Source organism: Ensifer sp. KUDG1 (assembly GCF_050434285.1).
GTDB lineage: Bacteria > Pseudomonadota > Alphaproteobacteria > Rhizobiales > Rhizobiaceae > Ensifer.
The window spans coordinates 139950-160941 of record NZ_JBNDIG010000004.1; the positions used below are offsets into that span (position 1 = coordinate 139950).

General features: G+C 57.7%; 11 protein-coding genes. 6 read left to right on the forward strand and 5 right to left on the reverse strand.

The window, feature by feature from the left end; all coding sequences use genetic code 11:
* Positions 1–122 precede the first annotated feature (122 nt).
* From M2267_RS13235 to M2267_RS13255, 5 genes are all read right to left on the reverse strand, one after another.
* Positions 123–1340 (reverse strand): type II restriction endonuclease, encoded by a 1218-nt coding sequence (locus M2267_RS13235; protein ID WP_429114928.1) that lies wholly within the window; start codon positions 1338–1340, stop codon positions 123–125.
* 1 nt (position 1341) lies between these two features.
* Complete coding sequence (locus M2267_RS13240; protein ID WP_429114929.1) at positions 1342–1794, reverse strand: very short patch repair endonuclease; 453 nt, start codon at positions 1792–1794, stop codon at positions 1342–1344.
* Positions 1787–3043, reverse strand: coding sequence for a DNA (cytosine-5-)-methyltransferase (gene dcm, locus M2267_RS13245; protein WP_429114930.1), 1257 nt, complete (start codon positions 3041–3043; stop codon positions 1787–1789). The genes M2267_RS13240 and dcm overlap by 8 nt, the downstream gene beginning before the upstream one ends.
* Positions 3044–3249: 206 nt before the next feature.
* Positions 3250–6177, reverse strand: a complete 2928-nt coding sequence (locus M2267_RS13250; RefSeq protein WP_429114931.1) for an SNF2-related protein — start codon at positions 6175–6177, stop codon at positions 3250–3252.
* Positions 6177–9143 (reverse strand): hypothetical protein, encoded by a 2967-nt coding sequence (locus tag M2267_RS13255; RefSeq protein WP_429114932.1) that lies wholly within the window; start codon positions 9141–9143, stop codon positions 6177–6179. The genes M2267_RS13250 and M2267_RS13255 overlap by 1 nt, the downstream gene beginning before the upstream one ends.
* A gap of 158 nt (positions 9144–9301) precedes the next feature.
* Between M2267_RS13255 and M2267_RS13260 the strand changes: the two genes are divergently transcribed.
* From M2267_RS13260 to M2267_RS13285, 6 genes are all read left to right on the forward strand, one after another.
* Complete coding sequence (locus M2267_RS13260; RefSeq protein ID WP_429114933.1) at positions 9302–11632, forward strand: UvrD-helicase domain-containing protein; 2331 nt, start codon at positions 9302–9304, stop codon at positions 11630–11632.
* A gap of 21 nt (positions 11633–11653) precedes the next feature.
* Positions 11654–14815 carry a helicase-related protein gene (locus M2267_RS13265; protein ID WP_429114934.1) on the forward strand — a complete coding sequence of 1054 codons (3162 nt, stop codon included), beginning with the start codon at positions 11654–11656 and terminating at the stop codon, positions 14813–14815.
* Entirely contained in the window at positions 14812–16638 is a 1827-nt protein-coding gene (gene drmB / locus M2267_RS13270) for a DrmB family protein (RefSeq protein WP_429114935.1), read from the forward strand. Before M2267_RS13265 ends, drmB begins: the two co-directional genes overlap by 4 nt.
* A 1-nt stretch (position 16639) precedes the next feature.
* Positions 16640–18307 carry an NERD domain-containing protein gene (locus M2267_RS13275; RefSeq protein ID WP_429114936.1) on the forward strand — a complete coding sequence of 556 codons (1668 nt, stop codon included), beginning with the start codon at positions 16640–16642 and terminating at the stop codon, positions 18305–18307.
* 147 nt (positions 18308–18454) lie between these two features.
* Positions 18455–19816, forward strand: coding sequence for a type II restriction endonuclease (locus M2267_RS13280; protein WP_429114937.1), 1362 nt, complete (start codon positions 18455–18457; stop codon positions 19814–19816).
* A 191-nt stretch (positions 19817–20007) separates the two neighbouring features.
* Positions 20008–20937 carry a DUF2971 domain-containing protein gene (locus M2267_RS13285; protein WP_429114938.1) on the forward strand — a complete coding sequence of 310 codons (930 nt, stop codon included), beginning with the start codon at positions 20008–20010 and terminating at the stop codon, positions 20935–20937.
* Positions 20938–20992 lie beyond the last annotated feature (55 nt).

The window sequence follows — 20992 nt, forward strand, 5'->3', positions numbered from 1 at the left end:
GCCAGAGAAGCGGGACCGACTGGCCCCGTATGTCCCGTTCCGTTTGCCGGGCGGCCAGCCCGGAGCAGGAGCGTCGCACGGTTCTGTCGAAAGCGCCCGGATTGACGAGCTTCTGGAGGTGCTCAGGGAGCCTGCCGAGACCGGACGACAGCGATGAAACCGGCGATATCCATCAGCCACGCCTGCTGCGTCAGTCGATAGGTGTTGTGCAATCGGCGTGGCAACACGAGCTGAAGCTTCTTGGCCTGCATCTCGTCTGTCTGGTTTTCTGATATAGCGGGCTCAAGGGTCAACAGGTGCTTTTCAGGAATCCGGACAGCCTCTGACAGGACCTGACGCCAGCGATCCTTCAGCGTGGATTTGGCGCCGAGCATCGTCAGCATTGCGTCCGGATAAAGCGGATCACGATACTCATCCTGTCCAGGGAACAGAAAATCCGGCTTGTTGCGGTTCTCTGTCTCCGCTCCGCGGACGTATCGAATTCGCTGGGCGGCAAACACAGCTTCTAGGTGATTTTCCAGTGCGTGCCCCGCTCGCGCCTTTCGCCGGTTCTGCACACTTAGCGAAAACGCCAGAAATCCCTCAACGTCAGCGCCGTCAGAGGCACCGAAGCCACTCCCAATGCGCGCGGCAACAATACGTCGTTCAAGACGTTTGAACAGCTGCTCCTCGCGATCCATCCACGAGATCAGCGCCAGGTCCGGGTCATCTGCGGCTGAAACCTCGGGCATCGATGTGCGGGCAAGCTCCGAAAATACCCGCGTTTTCGGGAAATCCAGACCGAAGCGCTCGATCAGCGTATCAAGCCGGTCAGCTTCCGGTTCTTCCGGCTCAATACCGAGTTCATCAAGAATGTAGCGTGCCGCGAAATCGAGTTCGGCATTGTGCGCGCCATCGACCTCCTGGAATGTGAAAGCGAACTCCGGTTGTTCCTCCAGCGCAAACAGCCAGAGCAACTGGTTCTGGATCGTCGCAGATGGTGTGACGATCACAAGGATCGAGCCGTCTCTCTGTAGGGCCAGGAACAACATATCTCCGGGCTGCATCAGCTCCGTGACTGCATTGGAGGAGTAATACAGATGATACTCCGGAGCGCGAGGCTTTCCCTTGCGGACGTTCGACCAGCTCATGAAGCCTTCTTCGGCCAGGGCTTCCTGCTCGCCGGATATCCATATGAAGCGTGTCGCGATACCCCTACGATCATCATCACCCAGAAGTCGGCGCAGGGGTTTTGTCCCCTGAAGCTCATGCTGGTTCGATTTCGGGGTAATGGTTTCCACCAGCGTCAGCCGCTTGGCGACAACGCCGGTGAACAGATCCGACAACAGCCCGCGGCGCAATCTAGCCTCCCCTGATTTCAAGTCGCGGCCGGTCAGATTTCAGCCACTCGGCGCAGGACAGAATTACCTCTTCGAGAGGCAACCGCGTTTTGCCTTTAAGTGCACATTCCCAAACGATCGCCTGTCGCCAGCCTGACTCCGACAGAGCTACTTCTGTCCGCTCATCAACCGCGCGATTGCGGGCTATTTTCGCCTGCCAGAACTCGGGCCGGGTTGATGGCCATTTGAACAGATGGCAGTCGTGGCCGTGCCAGAAGCAACCGTGCGCGAAGATGACGGCCTTGTAGCGCGGCAGGACTATGTCCGGCTTCCCAGGAAGCGAGCGATCATGGAGCCGGAAACGAAAGCCCAGTGCATGGAGCCCTTTGCGCAGCAGGATTTCCGGTTTTGTGTTGGTGCCACGGATTCCCGACATCATCCGGCTGCGAACCTCAGCCGTGACAATGTCAACCATAAGAGCTCGCAGGTTCACGATCGGGACGGCTTACGGTCACCGGTGCTGCCATCGTGCGGCCGGCGCCTCTCAGCAGAGCGGACTCGATGAACGGCTTCATCGCATCGGCGAGAAACTCGACGACCGGAACGACAACAGCGTTGCCGAACTGCCGATAGGCCTGGGTATCTGAAACCGGTATTTTCCAGCGGCGATCGCCCCGATCGAAGCCCATCAAGCGGGCGCATTCCAGTGGAGTCAGCCGGCGCGGTCGCTTTCCGGGCTGCGCCACAAGAATCTCGGATCCGTCCTTGTAATAGCGGGCCGAAAGCGTCCGTGTGACATCATCAGGGCCAAACAGGCTGTATCCGAACCCGTTGCCTTTTGACGTGTGCTTTTCCTTGTATGCCTGCAGATACTCCCAGAGGCGCGGCGTCAGGGTGTATTTCGGATCTACCTCATCGTGCGGCTCGAGGATGCTGCCAAGTGTCGGTCCGTTGTCCGGGAGCTTCAGGGATTTGAGGTCGAAATCAGTCGGCTCGTGGAAGCCGACAATGAAAATGCGTTCGCGACGCTGCGGTACCCAGTGCTCAGAGCTGATTACGCGTGTCTGCACATGATAGCCAAGCTCGTTTGTCAGGACATTTATGATCGTCGCGAACGTCCGGCCCTTGTCATGACTTTCGAGGTTCTTCACGTTTTCGAGCACGAAAGCGGCGGGCCGATGGTGCGCGATGATCTGGGCGGTATCAAAGAACAGCGTACCCTGCGTATCGCAAAGGAAACCGTGGGGACGACCAAGTGCGTTCTTCTTGGAAACACCGGCAATCGAGAACGGCTGGCAAGGGAAGCCGGCTAGCAGGATGTCGTGCTCAGGAATCAGATCAGGGTTTTCGGAATATTCCCGGACATCTCCCGCAAGGCGATGATTGTCACGGAAATTCAGACCATAGGTCTTCTGGGCGTTCTGGTCCCATTCCGATGTGAAAACGCAATGCCCACCGATGCCCTGGAAACCGATGCGCAGGCCGCCAATGCCCGCAAACAGATCGACGAAGCGGAATGAGATCGGTTCCTTGCCCGCACATTTGCGATCGGCCAAATCCTTGAGAACCCTGAGTGCAAGATCAGTCGGGCGGCCCTCGCCGTTCACGTAGCGAGCAACAGTGCGATCGGAAACCGAGATGAAGGAAGCAGCTTCAGCAGGCGTCAGTCCGGCTCGCTGACACAAATGATTGAACTCGTTGTCGTCCGGATGCGTCTGTTGCACGAATCACCTGCCATTCTCTGGGTCATTTTTTGCCAGACTGGCAAATTTTCACCCTGAGAACAAGGTATGTTCCTCAAATGTTCCAACCTTACTCACCGGTCAATTGCCTTTGGACGACCTCCGTTTGTTGACCGAGGTTTCCAAGTTGAATCCTGCCGCTTGGCTCCACCTCAGCTCCGCAGCAGGAGAAAATGGCTTTCGCAGTTTCAAGACTGTTCGGCGAATGCAAGCAGGATGCTTAGAGGGTTTATGAGATCAGGAGTGCGTCTTGTTGCCATGAAGTTTTTGAGTAGGGCCGCGCTTTCCTGTTCGCAAAGCCGAGACATCTCGAGGGATCGCTCCAGCGCAGCAATCTGGCCGAGGCGAAGTTCGCGCGGCCCTGTATCCGCAGGTGCGGTTTTTCTCCGTTCGAGTACCAATTCCCGGTTTCGAGACTCTTCCTGCCAATGAAAAGCGAGCCTGGACTGAAATGAGTCCGCGAGCGGGAAAATGATGGCTCGGGCTTTATCGTCCAGTTCCCGGATTCGGGCACTCATTGCCTCAGTTTGCGTCCGCCTTGCCGCGTTCACAACGTCGGTCCGCAAGACAGGCCGGACAGGTTGCCGACCTTTGGCGCACTGGATATTTGAGCCAAAAACAAGCGGTCTTAAAATGGAATCGATTTTCTCAGCCGGCACATCTGTCCATCTTTCACCCGACGCAGATGAACCGAGCTTGCATAGTTGCGCTGGCACATTGAAACGGACCCACCGTTGAACAGCGCGCGCCATAAAATGAAGGGACAGTCGATCAGCAGCCAATCCTAGTCGCTGAGATTCTGAGACAGCGGCCGCGAGAATTGTCTTGGCCGCCGGCGACCAAATCGGCGGAAGCATTTCGTCTGGGAACGGATCAAACTCTGCCACAGTCACCATCGTCGGTGGTTGCCCTTTTGCAGAATGCCCTTCGGGCAAGGTCACCGTTGAATGGATGAGGGTTTGTGCCTTTCCAAAGGTCTTTTGGCCTTCTGCAATGTATCCCTCGACCAGGGCATCGTGAAGCAGGCTGCCATGATCAAGAAAATGAAGAGGCCGTCCGGTATCTTCCCCTGAATCTGTGATCACCGTTTTACGTGGCGGTACGGGAATCCGAGAACGTTCGATGATGTAGGGCTGATGATCCGACATCCAGTTCTCTGCCCTTGTCCCGGGCAGTGGGAAAGGTATGTGACCTGGACGCCCTCTTCCATCGAGACGATAGTACCAAAGCGTATTGAACCAGAAATCAGGATCCAGCTTGTCCGGTTTGCTTCCAACTTCAAAGTCTCCAGATCTCGTGATCGTTTCCAGCCAGGAACGCATCGCGCCCTGAGAGTTTTCAATTTGCCCCTGTTCCCTTCGCTTCAACATTGCGGGTTCGACAACGGGCAGTTTCTGCCAGGCGTCAAAATCGGCAACTGCATTTGGCGGCGTGAACGGATCGAGATGCCCGAGGGAGGTAACAAGTCCTGTAGTTTCCGGGTTTATTTTGGTCAGTCCGTCGGGTGCAGCGCCAGTGATGGCCGCTTGTGACAGCAGTTCATACACGCCTTTCCGTTCATCATCAGACAACGGCGGCAGTGGGGCATTGAAAACCCCCAGCTGCGCTGCAACGTCAGCGATGGCCGCCTCCTGGGCGCCATCGTGAACTAGACGCCAGATTCGAACCTGCCGTTGCCGACCCTTGCGTCGGGACGCCGATCCGAGGCGGTCAACACGACCGATCAGCTGGTCAATACTCTCCATTTCCCATGGCATCGAATAGAAGACTATCCGGCTCGCCGCGTGATGCAGGTTTAGTCCCGCCTGTACCCAGTCGCCGACCAAAAGCAAACGGGCAGAGCCATCCAGAAAGGGCGCAAGAGTTTCCTGGACTTCGCGCAAATTGGTAACTGCCTCGATCTCGGCAGTAGCCGGCCGCCTGAGAATCCCGATACGATCCGCCAGATCAGGAAAGTATCGCGGCAGAGCAGTTCTCAACATGTCGATTGTGGGGTTATCTCCACAAACAATGATCAGAGCTCGGGTCGCGTCTTTTTCCCACTCTTCGGACAGAAGATCCAGCAGCGCTTCCAGCCTGCTGTCACCGGGATCATCAAGTGAAGCGGCTCGTGCGCGCTCGGCCTTTTCAGCCAGACCTCCATCCTGGCCGGCGATTTCAGCCAAGACGTCCCTTGCCGCCCGCGCACTTCTTTGCAAAGCGCGCACAAATGTCCAGGGACGGCCTTGCAGATCAGCGCTGTAATTGACGTCCCTGAGCAGTTCCGCCGCGATCTCATGCCGCTCACGCTCGGCCACAAGCGGCTGAATTCTGACTTCCGTATTCCTTCTGACTGGAAGGTAAGGCCCCCAACCATCTCTGCCGTTCCTGACAACGCGTCGTGTCGTCGCGAACTGCAGATAATTTCTGGAAGCTTCCGTTTTTTCCTCTGAGTGCACTAGCGTCTCGCGCTCCGCGAGGACATCGCTTACACTCTTCTCCTCAAAGCGGGCCCTGAACGCTGCCGCGGGCTCGATCATACGGATGATGAGATCGCGCCAGACTGCATCTCCCAGCCTCGGTGTTGCCGAGAGGACAAGAACCTGCCGGAAACTGTCAGCTGCCTGCGACAGGGTTTGCACCGTTTCCCGCGGCATAGTCTGCGGCTCGTCGACGACGAGCAGATCAAACTTGCTGCTATCGAGCTCCACGGTTCGCTCCACCTCGCCCTGACGTCTGACAAGATCGCGGGGTCTGGCCAGCAAAACCGGAGCCGTTTCCGCATCCTTGTCCGACGCAACACCCGCCAGTGCAGGCATTACGTGGCCGCGAATCCAGCATTCCTCCTGCCATTGGGCCAGCAGATTATCTGGCGCAATAATAAGGGTGCGGTGCTTCGGATATTGCCATCTGAGAGCGTTGATGATCATCAGGGCCTGGACAGTTTTGCCAAGTCCCACCTCGTCGGACAGGAGATGCCGGACGTCGGTGTCGGAGAGTATTCGGCGCACAGTCGCAAGCTGGTGGGGCAGCGGATCAGCTGCAACACCAAGTGCTCCTCCCATGGCGATCGTCAGCGCCTCGGTTCGACGCCGCAAGGCCTGAACGCAGTTTACAAAAAGCAGGTAGTGATCCATCACGCCAGGCTTTCTTCAGGAAAATCCAGCCTCGACAGCTTTCGCCTCAGGGCGGCGTAACGCACCGCCCTCGCTGTCTGCATGTCAGAAAGGCTTTTTGCGAGATATTGCTGCCACTCGCCTGCCTCGAGCAGGGCACGCGGTGAAATCCACAATTCGAGCATTGCACGTAACTCCGGCCGTCCGATCCAGCGCAGCCCCGGCCGACGGAAGGCGTCGACATGGCAGTTGTCGAGCAGATCAACGATGTCGTCCTCGGTCGTCGTCTCGTAGGGGAAAGCGGAAAGCGCCTCCCATCTGGCTTCCGGAAGAATAAACCGCCGGAACATTGCCAGCCGAGGTATGTCGCGAGCGCGCTCGAGCGCCAGCAGCCATGTGCTTGCCGGCCGTTGCATATCGACTTCCTCGAAAGCGTCGCGGCCCTCCTGAAGCATATGACTGCGCAGATCCTCATATGCCTCGATCACAGCAAGATCGAGCTCCCCACCGAGGTCCTCATTCCATCCGGCCAAAGCAATCTCGTGATCCGGAACGGCCTGATGAAGACGGAGTGTGATCCTTCGCGTGAGGAAGTCCATATCGAAAGAGCGGGCTATCGGCGGCAGATCGTCACCAGACAACAACCCGAGACGCTGCGCACTGATACGGAATGCACCTGCCGGCGAGAGCACCGATAGATTTAGGCCGTGTTCGGTTCGGCGCCAGTTCTCCCCGCAAAGAAGGTCGACCAGACCAGCCTCCAGGCTATGCGCAGCTTGACGCTGCTGCCAATTCGCAATGGGATCGCTGGCCTCTGCCAGACGCCATGCCAGATATGCGCTTGCCATTTCAAAGAGGCCGGGGGAGCCGCCTCTTGAGAGAGCTTCCCTTACTGTGCGTGGAAGTGAAGGCTGTTCACATGTCCCTTGCCCCAGGCGAAGCAGGTTTTTCTCACGCACGATCCGGCCCGCGCCAAGGGCTCCCCACGCTTCGCTGTCGGGGAGGACAAGCGTGCACTCGGCACTCGCAGCAGTCGATTTTGAAGGCAGGAGGTTTGAGAACGTTGCCACTCGGGAGACAAGTTCTCCTTCACTGCCCTGCCGGGCAGTCCACGACCGGCGACGCTCATCATACTGGAACAGTTGCCTCGAGGGCAAAAGCAGGAACTGCTCCGCAAGCAGCCCTTTCACGCTGACCTGCAGCCGAGCCGCAGTCGCTGGCACTGCCCCCCTTTTTGCCAGTGAAGTCTTCAGGCCCTGCAGCAGTGGCATCCGTCCACCAATATGGGCGGGCAGCCGGTCTACATTACCCTCCGTGACGAGATCCTCTTCACCCGCCATGACCAGTTTGATCTGGGCGTGAACGTTCTCAAGCGGCAGAGGCGCCCTGATCCGGACCTCCAGTGTTCCGTCCATGAGGTCGGTCAGCGTAGCGTTTTTCGGATGGATCGAAATACTTGCCGCTTCGATCTCAGGCGGATCAACCATCCGGAACGGCGTATGCGATGCCTCGTCGAAACCCTCCGGCCCTATTGTATGCTCGCCAGCTTCGGGCTCGAATACCGTCCAGTCGAATCCAGCGATTTCCAGATGGCCCTGCGCAGCTGACTTCTGATCGAGTACCAAGACCGTCTCATCGAATGCCATCAGGGCCAATATCGGAAAGCCTGTAGAGAACTGCACGCCGGTGCCTGGCATCGGCAACCCTGATAACCGCGTCATCGAACGGCCTTCGCGGACAGGGAAACCGTGCTTTCTCAGGATCTCGACATCTCTGGCTGAGGACGCGTCCAGCCTCTGGATGACCGATAAGCCCTCTCCTTCCCCGCGGATTCTGACGATTATCGCGCCCTGTGCGACCTGTTCACTCGGCAGGAGAGCTACTGCTGATCGCCCGTCAGCCTCCAGCTGGAAAAGTTCTGCTTCATCGGGCTGCAGCCTCTCCAGGAGCAGTGTACTTTGCGGCGAGGTGTTTGTGATACCATCGCCGCGGCGGAGAGGCATCTCAGGCCAATCGGCGGTCATACCGAGATCCAGTTCACCACCTGCCAGAAACAACCGAAGCTGGATGAACTCCCGGGACGTTGCGGTGCCAAGGACGTCTCGCTGAATTCGCAGGGTCGAAATCACCTGATCACGGAGTTCAGCAGTCAGGGTTGGCCCGCGCACTGAAATCCTGGTGACGAGGTCGCCGTCGAGAGCAATCGAGAACCTGGAAGCTGGAATATTGGCCTGCCGTCCGGACCGCCGCGAGGTCAATCGCCTTGCCTCGCCGATAGCCCGGCGGGACTCCACATCCCGACGAACGTCCGCGTCTACCCTGCGGACAAATGTCTCGGTTAGCCAGCCGTCTGCTGCAGGGTCGAGCAAGCGGGTCATTACCTCTCCGGACAGATCGCTTCGCTTCAACCAGTTCTCAAACCTTCGGCCTGATTGCCCGGATGCTATATTGCGAACGTAGTCGAGCAGACTGTCCTTGCTTTCATAAGAAATGCCGGCCCGCACAGCAGCCCTCAGGGCATGTGCGAGGGGACCCTGCACCTCAAGTGGGACTGCCGCATTCCCTATTGGCCAAGCGATGTGGGGAAAATGCTGTTCCCATGCACTGTCGCCGGGTCGGGCCAGACCATATGTCCTGTGCGACAATTCGAAGAGACGCGACAGATGTACTGGAGGGATTGACCTGGGATCAAGATTCAGATCCTGGGCAAGCAATGGCCAGAAATCGGTTCCGGTTCCCCGATATCTGTATCCCACCTCCGAGGCGACAACGATGAGGGGAAGGTAGCAGAAACCCCAGCTTACACTCCCCAGATCCGGATCGATTTCCAGCTGCCTGGCAACCTGGCGGCGGACGATTGCCAGAGCTGCTACCTCAAGGCCGTGCTCGATTGCAAAAACCGATCGGCCAGAACGAGCAGCTGCAAGTTGCCGGAAGCGATCACCAAAAGCCTGGTGATAATCCTTCAGGAGCATAGTTACCGGCATGATAAGCTTCCAACAACATCAGACGGGTACAGCGAGACAATTTGCTCTTGTCCCGATTGAAAATTCATTGACGAGAATCACTCGGGCAGACAATCTTCGCAATGTGTAGTTGTCGAGTAAAGTCCTTGGAATTGAAAACATTTTCGCCCCCGAGACTAATGAAGATTTATCGCGACAACCAACTGGATCGCGGCGTTGTGGCTGACATGGTTCGCGCAATGGTCAGGTCTCGACGTGGCGTAAGCAGATATTCTGTTTGCGAATGGATTTCAGGCTTTCTCGTTAAAGATGATCTTGCCGCAGGTCGGCCGGAAATCGAGTCCGTTATCGACATTCTCTGCGACGCTGGAGATATTGGTAACGGCGTGGTGCATGGCGAGGCGGTCCTTGTCGCTGTACCGTCCCGGCGCATTGCACTCCCTGATGGCAGGGTTGTCGGGCTAGGCGACCATGGGCAAACGACCGATCGGGGCCCTGATGAGCTTTTCCCGACTGTCCCAGGACAGGCAACCGCAACACTTGTCGATCTGCTGGAAACATGGGGAACCGCGGATGAAGAACATGCGTCGCGTTACTTTACTGCCAATGGCCGTTTTCCACCCGCTGACGGCATTCCGACCGAAACAGCCGTAATCCTTTCTCTTTGCGGAAGCCTGGATCCCCGTTCGGGATCATGGTCAATTGGCGAAGAAAACGCCGCTTTCCTGAGAGACTGGTTCGGAGTTCCGTCCAGCAATGAAGCCGATAGAGAAACCGCTCCGGACCCGGAACAGCAGCTTGTAATTGCGGCGGACAGCGGCGAGCGCATTGTTGTGGAAGCCGGACCAGGTGCCGGAAAGACAAACACAGCCAGCGAACGTGTGGTGAGGCTGGTCGAGGAGGGGCTTGCACCGTCCCGGATTGTCCTCCTGAGCTTCACCCGCATTGCAGTCGCCGAACTAAGGGAGAGGATCAGAGATCGCCTTGCATCCACTCCGGGCATCGCGATGGTCCAGATACATACTTTTGATTCCTATGCGGCGCGCATAGTTCTCGCAGCAGGAGCAAAGACTACCGGCAGTCATGAAGCTACCGTCCAGGTTGCAACGAGGCTTCTGCGGACGCGCGATCCCCTTGTGGTCAATCTGGTTGATCCGCTCGAGCACGTCATCATCGATGAGGCGCAGGACCTCGTCGGATCCCGGAGGGCGTTTTGTGAGGCCCTGATCACGGAGGTCCACCGGACGTGCGGGATCACCGTCTTCGGCGATTTCGCCCAGGCGATCTACGGATACCAGAGTCCTGGGAGCGAAAACGACACACTCCTCGATCTCGTGCAGCGGCTACCGCAATTCCGCCCGATGCGAATAACCCGGGACCACCGCGCCAGAACAAACAGCCTCCGATCGCTTTTCCGATCCGCCCGCGACTATCTCCGGGACAACGATCCAGCGACTCGAGAGAATTACTTCGAGCTTCGTGACCTTATCGAAGCAAGCTCGTCGGAAACAGGAATCCGGGATTACACCGGGCATCCATCGACGACGCGCGGGCTGATCCTTACTCGATACCGCTCCAGTCTTCTGGAAATCGCGGAAGCTATGCGTATGAAGGGGAGACAGTTCCGCATTCGCCTCAATGACAGACCGTTACGAATTGAGCCGTGGCTTGGTGCTTGTCTTGGTGGATTGGATCCGGACACGAGGGTGACCCGAGAAGCATTCGGCCAGCTCTACGACGGGTTCCGGACTTCGATTTCCCGAACGGTCGACGAATGCTGGGAGATTTTGCGGGAGCTCGATGGAGCAGGCCGTAGTGAGATTACTGTTGGCGGAGTTGCTGAAGGGCTCGAGTATCCGCCGTCAGATCTCGTCAGTGATCATGAGGGCACGTCTGGCCCGCTTCTCTCGACAATACACGCTATCAAGGGGCGACAGTCAGATCGCGTCCTAATGCTGATGAATGCGGAACGCCGGAATGAGGGTGTCAACTGGTCAGAGGAGGCGCGCATCCTCTATGTTGCAGCTACCCGTGCCAGCGATGAGCTCCGCACAGGCTGGGCGCCAACTGGCAGTTTCTACACAGCCGGGACACCCGAACGTCACTGGCGAGCGCGGCGAGATTATCGAGAGATAGAGATTGGGCTCGAAGGAGACCTGATCGAATGGGCCAGGTTCATTAACTGCGGCCGTGTCGCTTCTCAACAAGACATGATCGATTCCGTCTGGCGAGCGGCGTCCGACGGTTCAACCGTGAATGCAGTGCGTTTCGGTACAGATCAGCTGCTGCTCCAGTTGCCCAACAGTGGACAGTCCATCGGTCTGCTCGGACAGCAGTTTACCGATGTGTTGCGGGCAATAGTCAACGTTCCGAAAGGGTCGGAGCTGCCGGAGCTGTCCGGAATTTCAATCACGGGAGCAACCACGGTGGTGGTGGCGGGAACAGCGGCAAGGGAACCATCACTGGGGTTGATGCCCTTGCTGGGCGGCTTTGCCAGAATTTCCGGATAACATACGAGGAGGGCTGCGATCATGTCCGATGCGCGGGATACATTGGTTGAACGGATGCAGATAGATCTCATGGGGCCGGAGACGCCCGATGAAGTGATATCGGATCGGCCCACCGATCGGTACCTGACCGGCATCCTGTTTCCGCCGAGAACGGCGGTCCCGCCCGAAGAGGACGATGAGGCGGCCGACGGTGAAGATTCCGAGGTTAACGGGACCGCGCTGGATGGCGTGAAAGCGGCTTCGACCTTTCGCCCCAGCACAGCAGGCCTTTCTTTTGCGGTGGAACCAGTAGGCGAGAACCCGGTCTTGAGGGTGAGGGTTGATGGTGCTCGCTATCTCGAGCATGAGGCTGAAGAGGGCGATGGTCAGACCGGTACGCGCAAACGGCAGAGCTGGAAAAGAGACCCAAGACGTGCCGAGGTACTCATCGATCTTGCTGCTGCGTCGCGACCGGGTTTTCCTGGAATACCGCTGGGCGACAAAGGGCAGCCCGGAGTGACCCTCCACGTGCGGGTCGCGCAATGGCAATCCGTTTTGCTGGTGACGCTCGCCATCAGCAACGACGCCTGCCCCTCGGAAAAAACAAGCCGGTCTGCAAACGAGAAGGCCGCGCTTTTCCAGGTGGCAGTGAAAGTCGTTTGTGAAGCCGAATGCAGGCTTGTGCCCAAACCCGCGCCCACAGGCGTGCCGGGCGAGGATGATGAAGATCGGGCGAGCTCTGCGCTACTCTATCGCCGGGCGCAGCAATGGGCAGTTGGGCACACCTGCTCGGCAATCTGGGACGAGCCCGCAGAAGAAACCGTCAGTTGGGTCGCGACCAGCTGGTTTCCAGAATCCACGGTTCATGTCGTCAGCGCAAGCGGCGCCAACAGTTTCCGAACCGGTTCCGTTGACAAGATCCTGTCTGCATCCACCCTTGCAGGAACAGACGACGGAGACTTGGTCACAGGACTGGCCGAGTTCGTTGATGCCTACAGCGACTGGATAAAAGATGCCGAAGACCAGGTCAGCGGCCTGCCGGCGAGTCTCATTGGACAAGGCGATCTCCACATGCGCACCTGCCGCGCGGCAGAAGCCCGCATGCGAGCGGGGATCGAGCTTCTCCGGACCGACAGAGATGCACTAGGCGCTTTCAGAATGGCAAATGCCGCCATGGCCCTGCAGTACTCCTGGCGGCCCGATACCAGCCCGGACGGGCTGAAGTGGCGACCTTTCCAGCTGGGCTTCGCCCTTCTTTGCATGTCTTCGATCGCCGGGCCTGACGACGACGATCGCGATACCATGGACCTCCTCTGGTTCCCCACGGGTGGTGGCAAAACAGAAGCATACCTCCTGCTGACAGCTTTCACGATCTTCCTCCGGAGGCTCCGGGCGGCCGGAGACCCGGCAGGTGGCGGCGTTACAACCTTCATGCGCTACACGCTTCGCCTTCTTACGATCCAGCAGTTCGAGCGAGCTGCAGCCCTTGTCCTTGCCTGCGAGATGATCAGGAAAGGTCTGGCAAAAGCGGGTATTGCACAGGCTCCTTCGCATTTCGTCACCGATGCGCCGATTTCACTTGGACTGTGGGTAGGAAAGGGCGCCACACCGAATTCTGTCACGGACGCGGAGTCGGCACTTTCCACTGAAAGCGAAAACTCGCCGGCGCAGCTTCGCGCCTGCCCCTGCTGCCGCGAAACTCTCGACTGGCGTATTGCGCCTGACCGCAGCTGCGTGGAAGTGCGATGCCAGACCCGAGGATGCGCCGTCTCTTCCGGCATGGAGCGCCTCCCGGTCTGGACTGTTGATGATGATGTTTACAAACGCCAGCCAACCCTGGTAATCGGGACAGTGGACAAGTACGCGCAGATCACCCGGAATCAGGATACAGGCAAGCTCTTCGGGATTGGAACGTCCGCCTCCCCTCCCGATCTCATTATCCAGGACGAATTGCATCTGATCTCCGGCCCGCTAGGGAGCCTTGCCGGCCTCTACGAAACCGCGATTGATGAGCTTTGTCGTACCCCGGAAGGGCGCCGCGCAAAGGTTATTGGTTCCACCGCCACGATCCGACGCGCCTCGCATCAAATACGCGCACTCTTCGACCGGTCCTCGTTCCAGTTTCCGCCACCCGGCCTGGACTACAGCGACTCTGGCTTTGCCGTTGAAGACAGAGCGCTTCCCGGGCGACGGTATGTCGGCATCAGCACCGTCGGCCGCTCAGCCAAATTTACCCAGCAGGCAGTGTCGGCCACCCTCCTCCAGAGCGGAACAGATCCCGGAATTCCGGACCATGTTCGTGACGGGTACTGGACGCTCATCAACTACTTCAACTCACTGCGTGAACTGGGTGGTGCACTGGTGCTCATGCGTGATGACGTCACAAGAAGTATCGGCGACTACGCTGCGCGCCGCTCCGGTGAGGCTGAACGCGTCACCGACAACCAGATTGAGCTTACCAGCCGGGTTCGTTCAATCGAGATCCCGAGATATCTCAAGAATCTGGAACGTGGCTGGCAAGACCCCGAACATGTCGACATTGTGTTGGCGAGCAACATGATTTCCGTTGGAATGGACGTTTCGCGGCTCGGACTTATGCTCGTAAACGGACAGCCAAAGACAATAGCTGAATATATTCAGGCGACCAGCCGTGTTGGTCGCGACAAGCGCTGGCCCGGACTTGTTGTTACACTGTTCAACGCAGCGAAGTCACGTGACCGCAGCCGCTACGAAACGTTCGCGAGCTGGCACAACAGTCTCTATCGCGAAGTTGAAGCTACGAGCGTTACACCCTTTGCGCCCCGTGCCAGAGACAGGGCCCTGCACGCTCCCTTTGTCGCGCTCGTCCGCCATCTGGTCGCCGGAATGGCTGACCCTGGTGCAATCGAGGATCACCAGAATGACGCCGAAGCACTGCTGGAGCGCATTGTTCAGCGTATTGAGAGGATCGATCCTGGCGAAGCCGGATCGGCCAGGAAGCAGCTGAATGATTTTCTGGATGGATGGTTCGATTTCCAGGGCCTGAAATCGTACTGGAACGACTTTGACCCGGCACTGCTGACATCCGCGGAAACCGCTGCGGCCCGTGGGAACAGGAGCCGGTATCGCGGCCAGAAGCCGACCCCGAACAGCCTGCGCTCCGTTGAGGCGTCGACCCCGTTTGTCTTGCTGGAGCACCCCCGCACTAGAGAGGAAGTACGATGAAACCGATTGGAAACATTCGGCGTAGCCAGGTTCTGTCAGGGAATGGCCCCGGTGCCATCATCGATTTCCGTGGCGACGGGGGAGCCCCCCTGTCGGTTGTCGCCGCGGGATTGGAGGCATGGGACCAGCTTTCGGCCCGGCAAGGGCTGCTAAATGACCAACGCATCACACATGAGCCACTGCAATCTCGCCTTGGCGTTCGCGGTTTCAGACTGCCCCCGGTTGGAAAAGAGCGCTTCGGAAACGTTGAGCGCGACCGTCTTCTGCCTGCCTACAGGTTTCCCGACTGGCACGTATGCCCTAAATGCGAATTGCTGCAGCGAAGCCGCTTCTGGGGCAACGAAACAGACCGACCGGAACTTTTCTGCCCGGTTTGCAGCACGGGTCGCGGTCGACGCGCGAGAAAAATGTTCGTCGTCCCGGTCAGGTTCGTCGTCACCTGTATTGATGGTCACCTTCAGGATTTCCCATGGATGTCCTGGCCCCGGCACGCTGAGGGATGCAGCCGCAAAAAGCCTCTGAAGCTGAAAGGTGAAGGATCGGGCCTGAAAGGTCTGAGAGTTCAGTGCACAGAGTGTGCGGCTGAAAGAGATCTCGACGGCGCTCTCAGCCCCGGAGCGCTAAAGTCTATGAAGATACGATGTGACGGGCTCCAGCCATGGCTGAAGAGTGAAGGCTGCGAATGCGCAAACGAACCGGTCGCCATACAGCGGGGTGCTTCGAACGCCTATTTTCCTGTTATCGCGTCAGCGCTGGATGTCCCTCCATTCGGTGGCTCGTTCCGTGACCAGCTCGAGGAGTTCTGGGGCGACCTGACAGAACTCGACGATCCGGAACAGTTACCCCGATATGTCAGGCAGCGGATCCATCCGATGTGGCCCGATCAGTCGGTCACGGCGGATCAGCTGACCTCTAGAATCATGACCTTGCTGAACCTGCTGGCAAGTGACGCGGCTGACCTTCGTCTGAACGAACACATGATGCTCTGCTCCGACAGTTCGAAAGATGAGGAATTTCCCGAGTTCAAGATCAGCCCCCAGCAGGTTCCGAACCCTCTTCAGGACTATCTTTCGAACCTCGTGTCGGTCGACAGACTGCGAGAGGTGCGTGCCCTGCGGGGTTTCACGCGCCTGAGCCCGGCAGAGGCCGAGGATCGCAATGCAAAGATTGCTCCCTTGTCGCGCGAGAAGCTCAACTGGCTTCCCGCAATTGAAGTCCGCGGAGAGGGAATCTTCATCAACTTCGCGCCGGACAAGGTGGACGAATGGGAAAATGATGAGGCAGTCAAGGCTCGTGCGGCGGCAGCCCATGCCGCTGCCAAACGGTCGTGGGAGGAGCATAACGGCTCGGACCGCCCCTTTCCGATGGAGATATCACCACGATTCCTGCTTGTTCATACGACGGCCCATGCACTGGCTGAGCGTCTGTCGCTGGATAGCGGATACTCAACCGCCTCAATTCGCGAGCGCCTTTATGTGTCGGCGGGGCAAAGTGGGATGTGCGGGTTTCTGCTTTATACTTCGGCTCCTGACTCCGACGGAACGCTGGGTGGCCTTTCGCGCAAGGGCCGGGCAGATGAATTGGCCCCCATCTTGTTGGCTGCACTTCGGGAAATGGAATGGTGCTCCTCCGACCCGCTTTGCAGCACCGGTATTCTGTCCCTGTCAGAGGGATCCGGTTCTGCCGCATGTCATTGCTGCACCTTCGTTCCGGAAACGTCCTGCGAGCATTTCAACCGGCATCTCGACCGCGGTCTGCTTGTAGGCACGCCACAAAATCCGTCCCTCGGCTTCTTTCGCAAACTTCTGGACAAAGGCAACTGAAATGGCTCGCATGCATCCCAGGTCGTTGGCACCGCATATCCTGAAGGACCCGAAACGTTCTTCGGAAGTCCGAGTCTATGATCGTATCAGGGACCAGGTTCCCGACGACTACGTCTGTTACTATTCGCGTTCCTGGCATCAGGCCGACGACGACGGCGCAGAGTATGACGGAGAAGCAGACTTCATTCTCGCTCACGCACAACACGGGTTGCTCTTTATCGAAGTGAAGGGCGGGCGTGTCAGCTGCCGCGAAGAGGACGAACAGTGGTTGAGCACGGACCGGGACGGCTTCCGGTTCAAAATCAAAAATCCCATAGCTCAGGCAAAAAGCAGCAAGCATCATTTCCTGAAGCGGCTGAACGATAACAGGCGACTAGGGAAGCGGTTTATCCGGGCTCGTCACGCCGCAATTCTTCCGGGCAGCGCCAAACCTGCGCGCGCACTCGGCCCGGATGCCCCGCTCGAAATCATAGCGTTCGGGGATGACATGGATACTCTGGGAAAATGGCTTGTCGACCGGATGAAAGAAGGCGGCGATGTGCGTGAGACGGCACTCGGCCTCGACGGTATGCACGCGCTAGATGAACTGGTCACGGGCCACTTCGAGCTGCGCGCTCACATTGGTACTAGCCTCGCTGAGGATGCACTTGTAATCGAGCGGCTGACGGCCGAACAGGCGTGGCTTCTGGATTCACTTGAAGACAATCGTGAGATAGCAATCTCCGGAGGCGCAGGAAGCGGGAAAACTGTTTTGGCCATCGAGAAGGCTTTCCGGTCATCTGCTAACGGCCGACGTACGCTCCTGACCTGCTTCAATGCTCCCTTGGCCAACTATCTCAAAGATGTTTGCAAGGATCGCCCAAACCTGGTGGTCGCAAGTTTTCATTCGATCTGCCGTGCACTTGCGGAACAATCAGGAACGCAACTCCCGAAAAATAGCGGCCCGGAATTCTTCAGTACGCTATTGCCGGAAGTGCTGATTGAAGCCGTCACAAATAGTCCTGAACTCGGGTTCGATACAATCATTGTCGATGAGGGACAGGACTTCCGCGATAGTTGGCTGAATGCACTTCGGCTCTGCCTGCGTGACGTTCCCGATAGCGAATTCTATGTTTTTTACGACGACAATCAGAGGCTTTTCTCTCACGACGACACATTTATCCGCGCACTGCCACAATCAGGTATCTCACTCACCCGAAACCTTCGCAATACGCGCAAAATCCATCTCCTAATGTCGAAGTGGTACCAGGGAAAATCGAGCCGCGCCGCGGGACCGGAAGGAGAAGCGGTCGGCGTAATCGAGGTCAAACGGCCAGATCTGGCAATTGGCCGTGTAAAGGAGCGCGTTGCCCAACTCGTGCGTTCCGGACAGGCAACACCCGGTCAGATTGCCGTCCTCACAGGTCGGGCTACCGATATTGATTCAGAATTGTTTCGTATCGCAGGTGCTGAAACCTGCCGGGCAGACAGTATCCACCCTGAGCGGATTGTCTTCGACACGGTGCGCAGGTTCAAGGGCCTTTCCCGTCCTTGCGTCTTCATCGTGGGAATCGAAGACATCCTTGAGCCTGAACTAGTCTATGTCGCCACCAGTCGGGCGAATCTGCTCCTGGAGCTGGCAGGGACCGAATACGACATTACGCGTTTCGGCGTAACGGTGAGGGAGTGATTGAGCGTCCTGTTAGAGGACGATCTCATCGCCGATGCGGCCGGCATTGGTGGAGCGTAACTCCGAACCATCAGCATAATCCGGCTTCCCGCGTCCTTCCGGGTTTAATGGCATCCACACTCGCAACAATAGAAGAGTCGGGACAGCATGAGCGCGCAGACTGAGTTTGCACTTAAACAATGGGAAGCGGATGCCGACTTGTTGACGCGGCTGCTGGATAGAGCAGACCTTGTGCTGGTCAAGAAGCTGTCAAACAATGACCGCGACTGGGCCCGATACAGCAACAAACATCAGGCCGGCGTTTATATTCCGCACGAACAGCGAGACAGCGGCTTCTTTCCCTCTCTCGAACTGAAGGAACGGAACGACGGTAAAACGGACGAAATATGGGAGAGGTTTTTCCGGACGGACTGGCCGCAGGTCGGCGACCTCGACAGGAAGACGAGACTCGTCAACTACAAGAGCAAGGGCCAGGAAACGCATATGACCGGTGTGCCCAAGGAGGCCTTTGCGGATTTGTTGCCAGCGTCGTTCCTGATAATGGGACGCGTTCATGACAAGGAGACGTTCTTCGAATGTCTCACCATTGACTCGGACAGCGACGTGGCGGACCTGCTGGCCGACCTGTTTGATCTTCAGGCTGATTTCCTGATCGGCATATATGAGCCGGCCGAGCGAAAAAAGGCGGAGCAGGAACGCATCCTCGATTTCGCCGAGCAGGTAATCGCTGCATGGATGAGCGGCGATATAGCGGCATTTGCGCGCGACAGTGCCGTCATGCCGGTCACGGCCGAGCTGGCCCGTCTTGCCCGGAACTCATTCATGCAGAAGTACGGGCTCGAGAAGATCAACCCATTCACACTTGATGCGCCGGGCGATGCCCTGCGCGAGATCAGCCGCATGATCGAGTGGGACCTGTTCCGCGAGTATCAGCGCCGCGAGCGTTCGGTCGAACTGGTTCGGCTTGTTCTCGGTGACAGGCCCCGTGAAGTTTCCGCATCTGCGGTCATCCGCAAGCTGATTGACGAGCTTCCGGCAATCGACGCCCTTATGCTGTCGGCCAGCCAGCAGCGGAAATCGCGGGCGGGCTATTCGTATGAACATCACATCGAGGCGATGCTGGCGGATGGCGATATCCTGTTCGAGAAGCAGGTTATTCTTGCCTCGAAGAAACGTCCGGATTTTATCCTGCCCTCGCTCGCATTTATTGACAGCGGCAGGCCTGGATCGGAGACGGGGCTTATCCTCAGCGCGAAAACCACCTTGCGTGAGCGCTGGAAACAGGTGGAGCGCGAGAAAGGCTCGAGGCAGCTGTTCCTGACCACGGTCGATGAAAACATCGCCGGCAGTGCCATCGAGGATATGGCATCGTTTGGCGTCAGCCTCGTCATTCCGGAAAGCCTGCGCAAATCGAAAGAGACCGAGTACAAGGGGCACAAGAACGTGCTGAGCTTCCGGGAGTTCTGCACCGATATCGTACGCCCTCATCTGGCAACCTGGGCAGATTGAATCGCGGAGTGGTCCAGCGGCTTCACGCTGACGCACATCCAGTCCGAGCGCAGAGGGCCTCGTGACCACGCGACGAACGCCAGTTCTAATGTCAAACGGACTCTATTAACGGTCTCGCCTTTCGCCACGCAATCAGAATTGCTTTCGTGCTTGCCTGAGATATCAATGCCACGGAACTGGGGCACTTATTAATGAAGATGATCTTCAAGTACTTCTCTGAGAACGTCGCTGAGCATGTTTTCGTTCGCGATGACCATGTCGGCATTAAGTGCACCTTGCCACAAGACTACAACGATCCCTTTGAGCTATTCCTTGGAGTAGATCTTGATCAAGGATCTGAATTGCTGGCGACGTATAGCGAAGTAGTCCAGGAAATCCCGCCGCTGTTGACCACCTGCTTTTCGAAATCGCCAGTGGTGACCCCCATGTGGGCGCACTACGGAAACAACCATAAAGGCTTCGTGATCGGGTTCGACGTTTCCGAACTGCAAGAGGTTTTTCCGGATCTCCTGATCCGCGAGATTTCATACCGAGATCGCCCGAGTGAGACGCTGGTCTCGTTCGCGCAGATGGCCGCATACCGTAAGAAGCCCAGAGACGCTATGGCTCTGCGGGACGCCGTCCTCTACGAAGGCTATTTCTCGAAGTATGTGGAATGGAGCTACGAGCAGGAAGTGCGAGCCGTTAACCTCGAGGGGTATGTCGAGGACGTGAGCGGCAACAGAATCTTCTACATTCCGAAACGATGTGTCGCAGCGATCATATCGGGCGCGAAGTCATCCTCGCAAACGAAAGACACTCTTCAGGAGGCTGCACAAGAACTCGATGCCGGCTTCTATATGGGTAAAATAGGTCGCAGCTACCCGACGCCTTACATGATCACGGACACGTGTAGCGGCAGAGTGTTTGCGGGCGGGGAGATAGCTCCTCCGATCGCGGAATGTGCAGAATGCTCGGAGCCGCTGAGAGCCAACGGGGATTTGTGTCCTTGGTGTTCAATCGACGACGCGGATCGGATAGCCGCCGCCGCAAACAATCCTTTCAGGATACTTGAGCATCACGGACTGCTTGAGGAGTATATCGAGAGGTACCCGGCAAGGCCAAGGAAGCCGTACCAATAGTCTGGTAGACGCAATATCCTTTTCGTTGGGGTGCCGATACTTCGCGCCGATCGTG

Excerpts from the sequence above, each read along its gene's own strand:
- M2267_RS13240 (WP_429114929.1), bottom strand. The coding sequence starts at position 1,794 with ATGGTTGACATTGTCACGGCTGAGGTTCGCAGCCGGATGATGTCGGGA.
- M2267_RS13250 (WP_429114931.1), bottom strand. The coding sequence starts at position 6,177 with ATGGATCACTACCTGCTTTTTGTAAACTGCGTTCAGGCCTTGCGGCGT.
- M2267_RS13255 (WP_429114932.1), bottom strand. The coding sequence starts at position 9,143 with ATGCCGGTAACTATGCTCCTGAAGGATTATCACCAGGCTTTTGGTGAT.
- M2267_RS13260 (WP_429114933.1), top strand. The coding sequence starts at position 9,302 with ATGAAGATTTATCGCGACAACCAACTGGATCGCGGCGTTGTGGCTGAC.
- M2267_RS13265 (WP_429114934.1), top strand. The coding sequence starts at position 11,654 with ATGTCCGATGCGCGGGATACATTGGTTGAACGGATGCAGATAGATCTC.
- drmB (WP_429114935.1), top strand. The coding sequence starts at position 14,812 with ATGAAACCGATTGGAAACATTCGGCGTAGCCAGGTTCTGTCAGGGAAT.
- M2267_RS13275 (WP_429114936.1), top strand. The coding sequence starts at position 16,640 with ATGGCTCGCATGCATCCCAGGTCGTTGGCACCGCATATCCTGAAGGAC.
- M2267_RS13280 (WP_429114937.1), top strand. The coding sequence starts at position 18,455 with ATGAGCGCGCAGACTGAGTTTGCACTTAAACAATGGGAAGCGGATGCC.
- M2267_RS13285 (WP_429114938.1), top strand. The coding sequence starts at position 20,008 with ATGAAGATGATCTTCAAGTACTTCTCTGAGAACGTCGCTGAGCATGTT.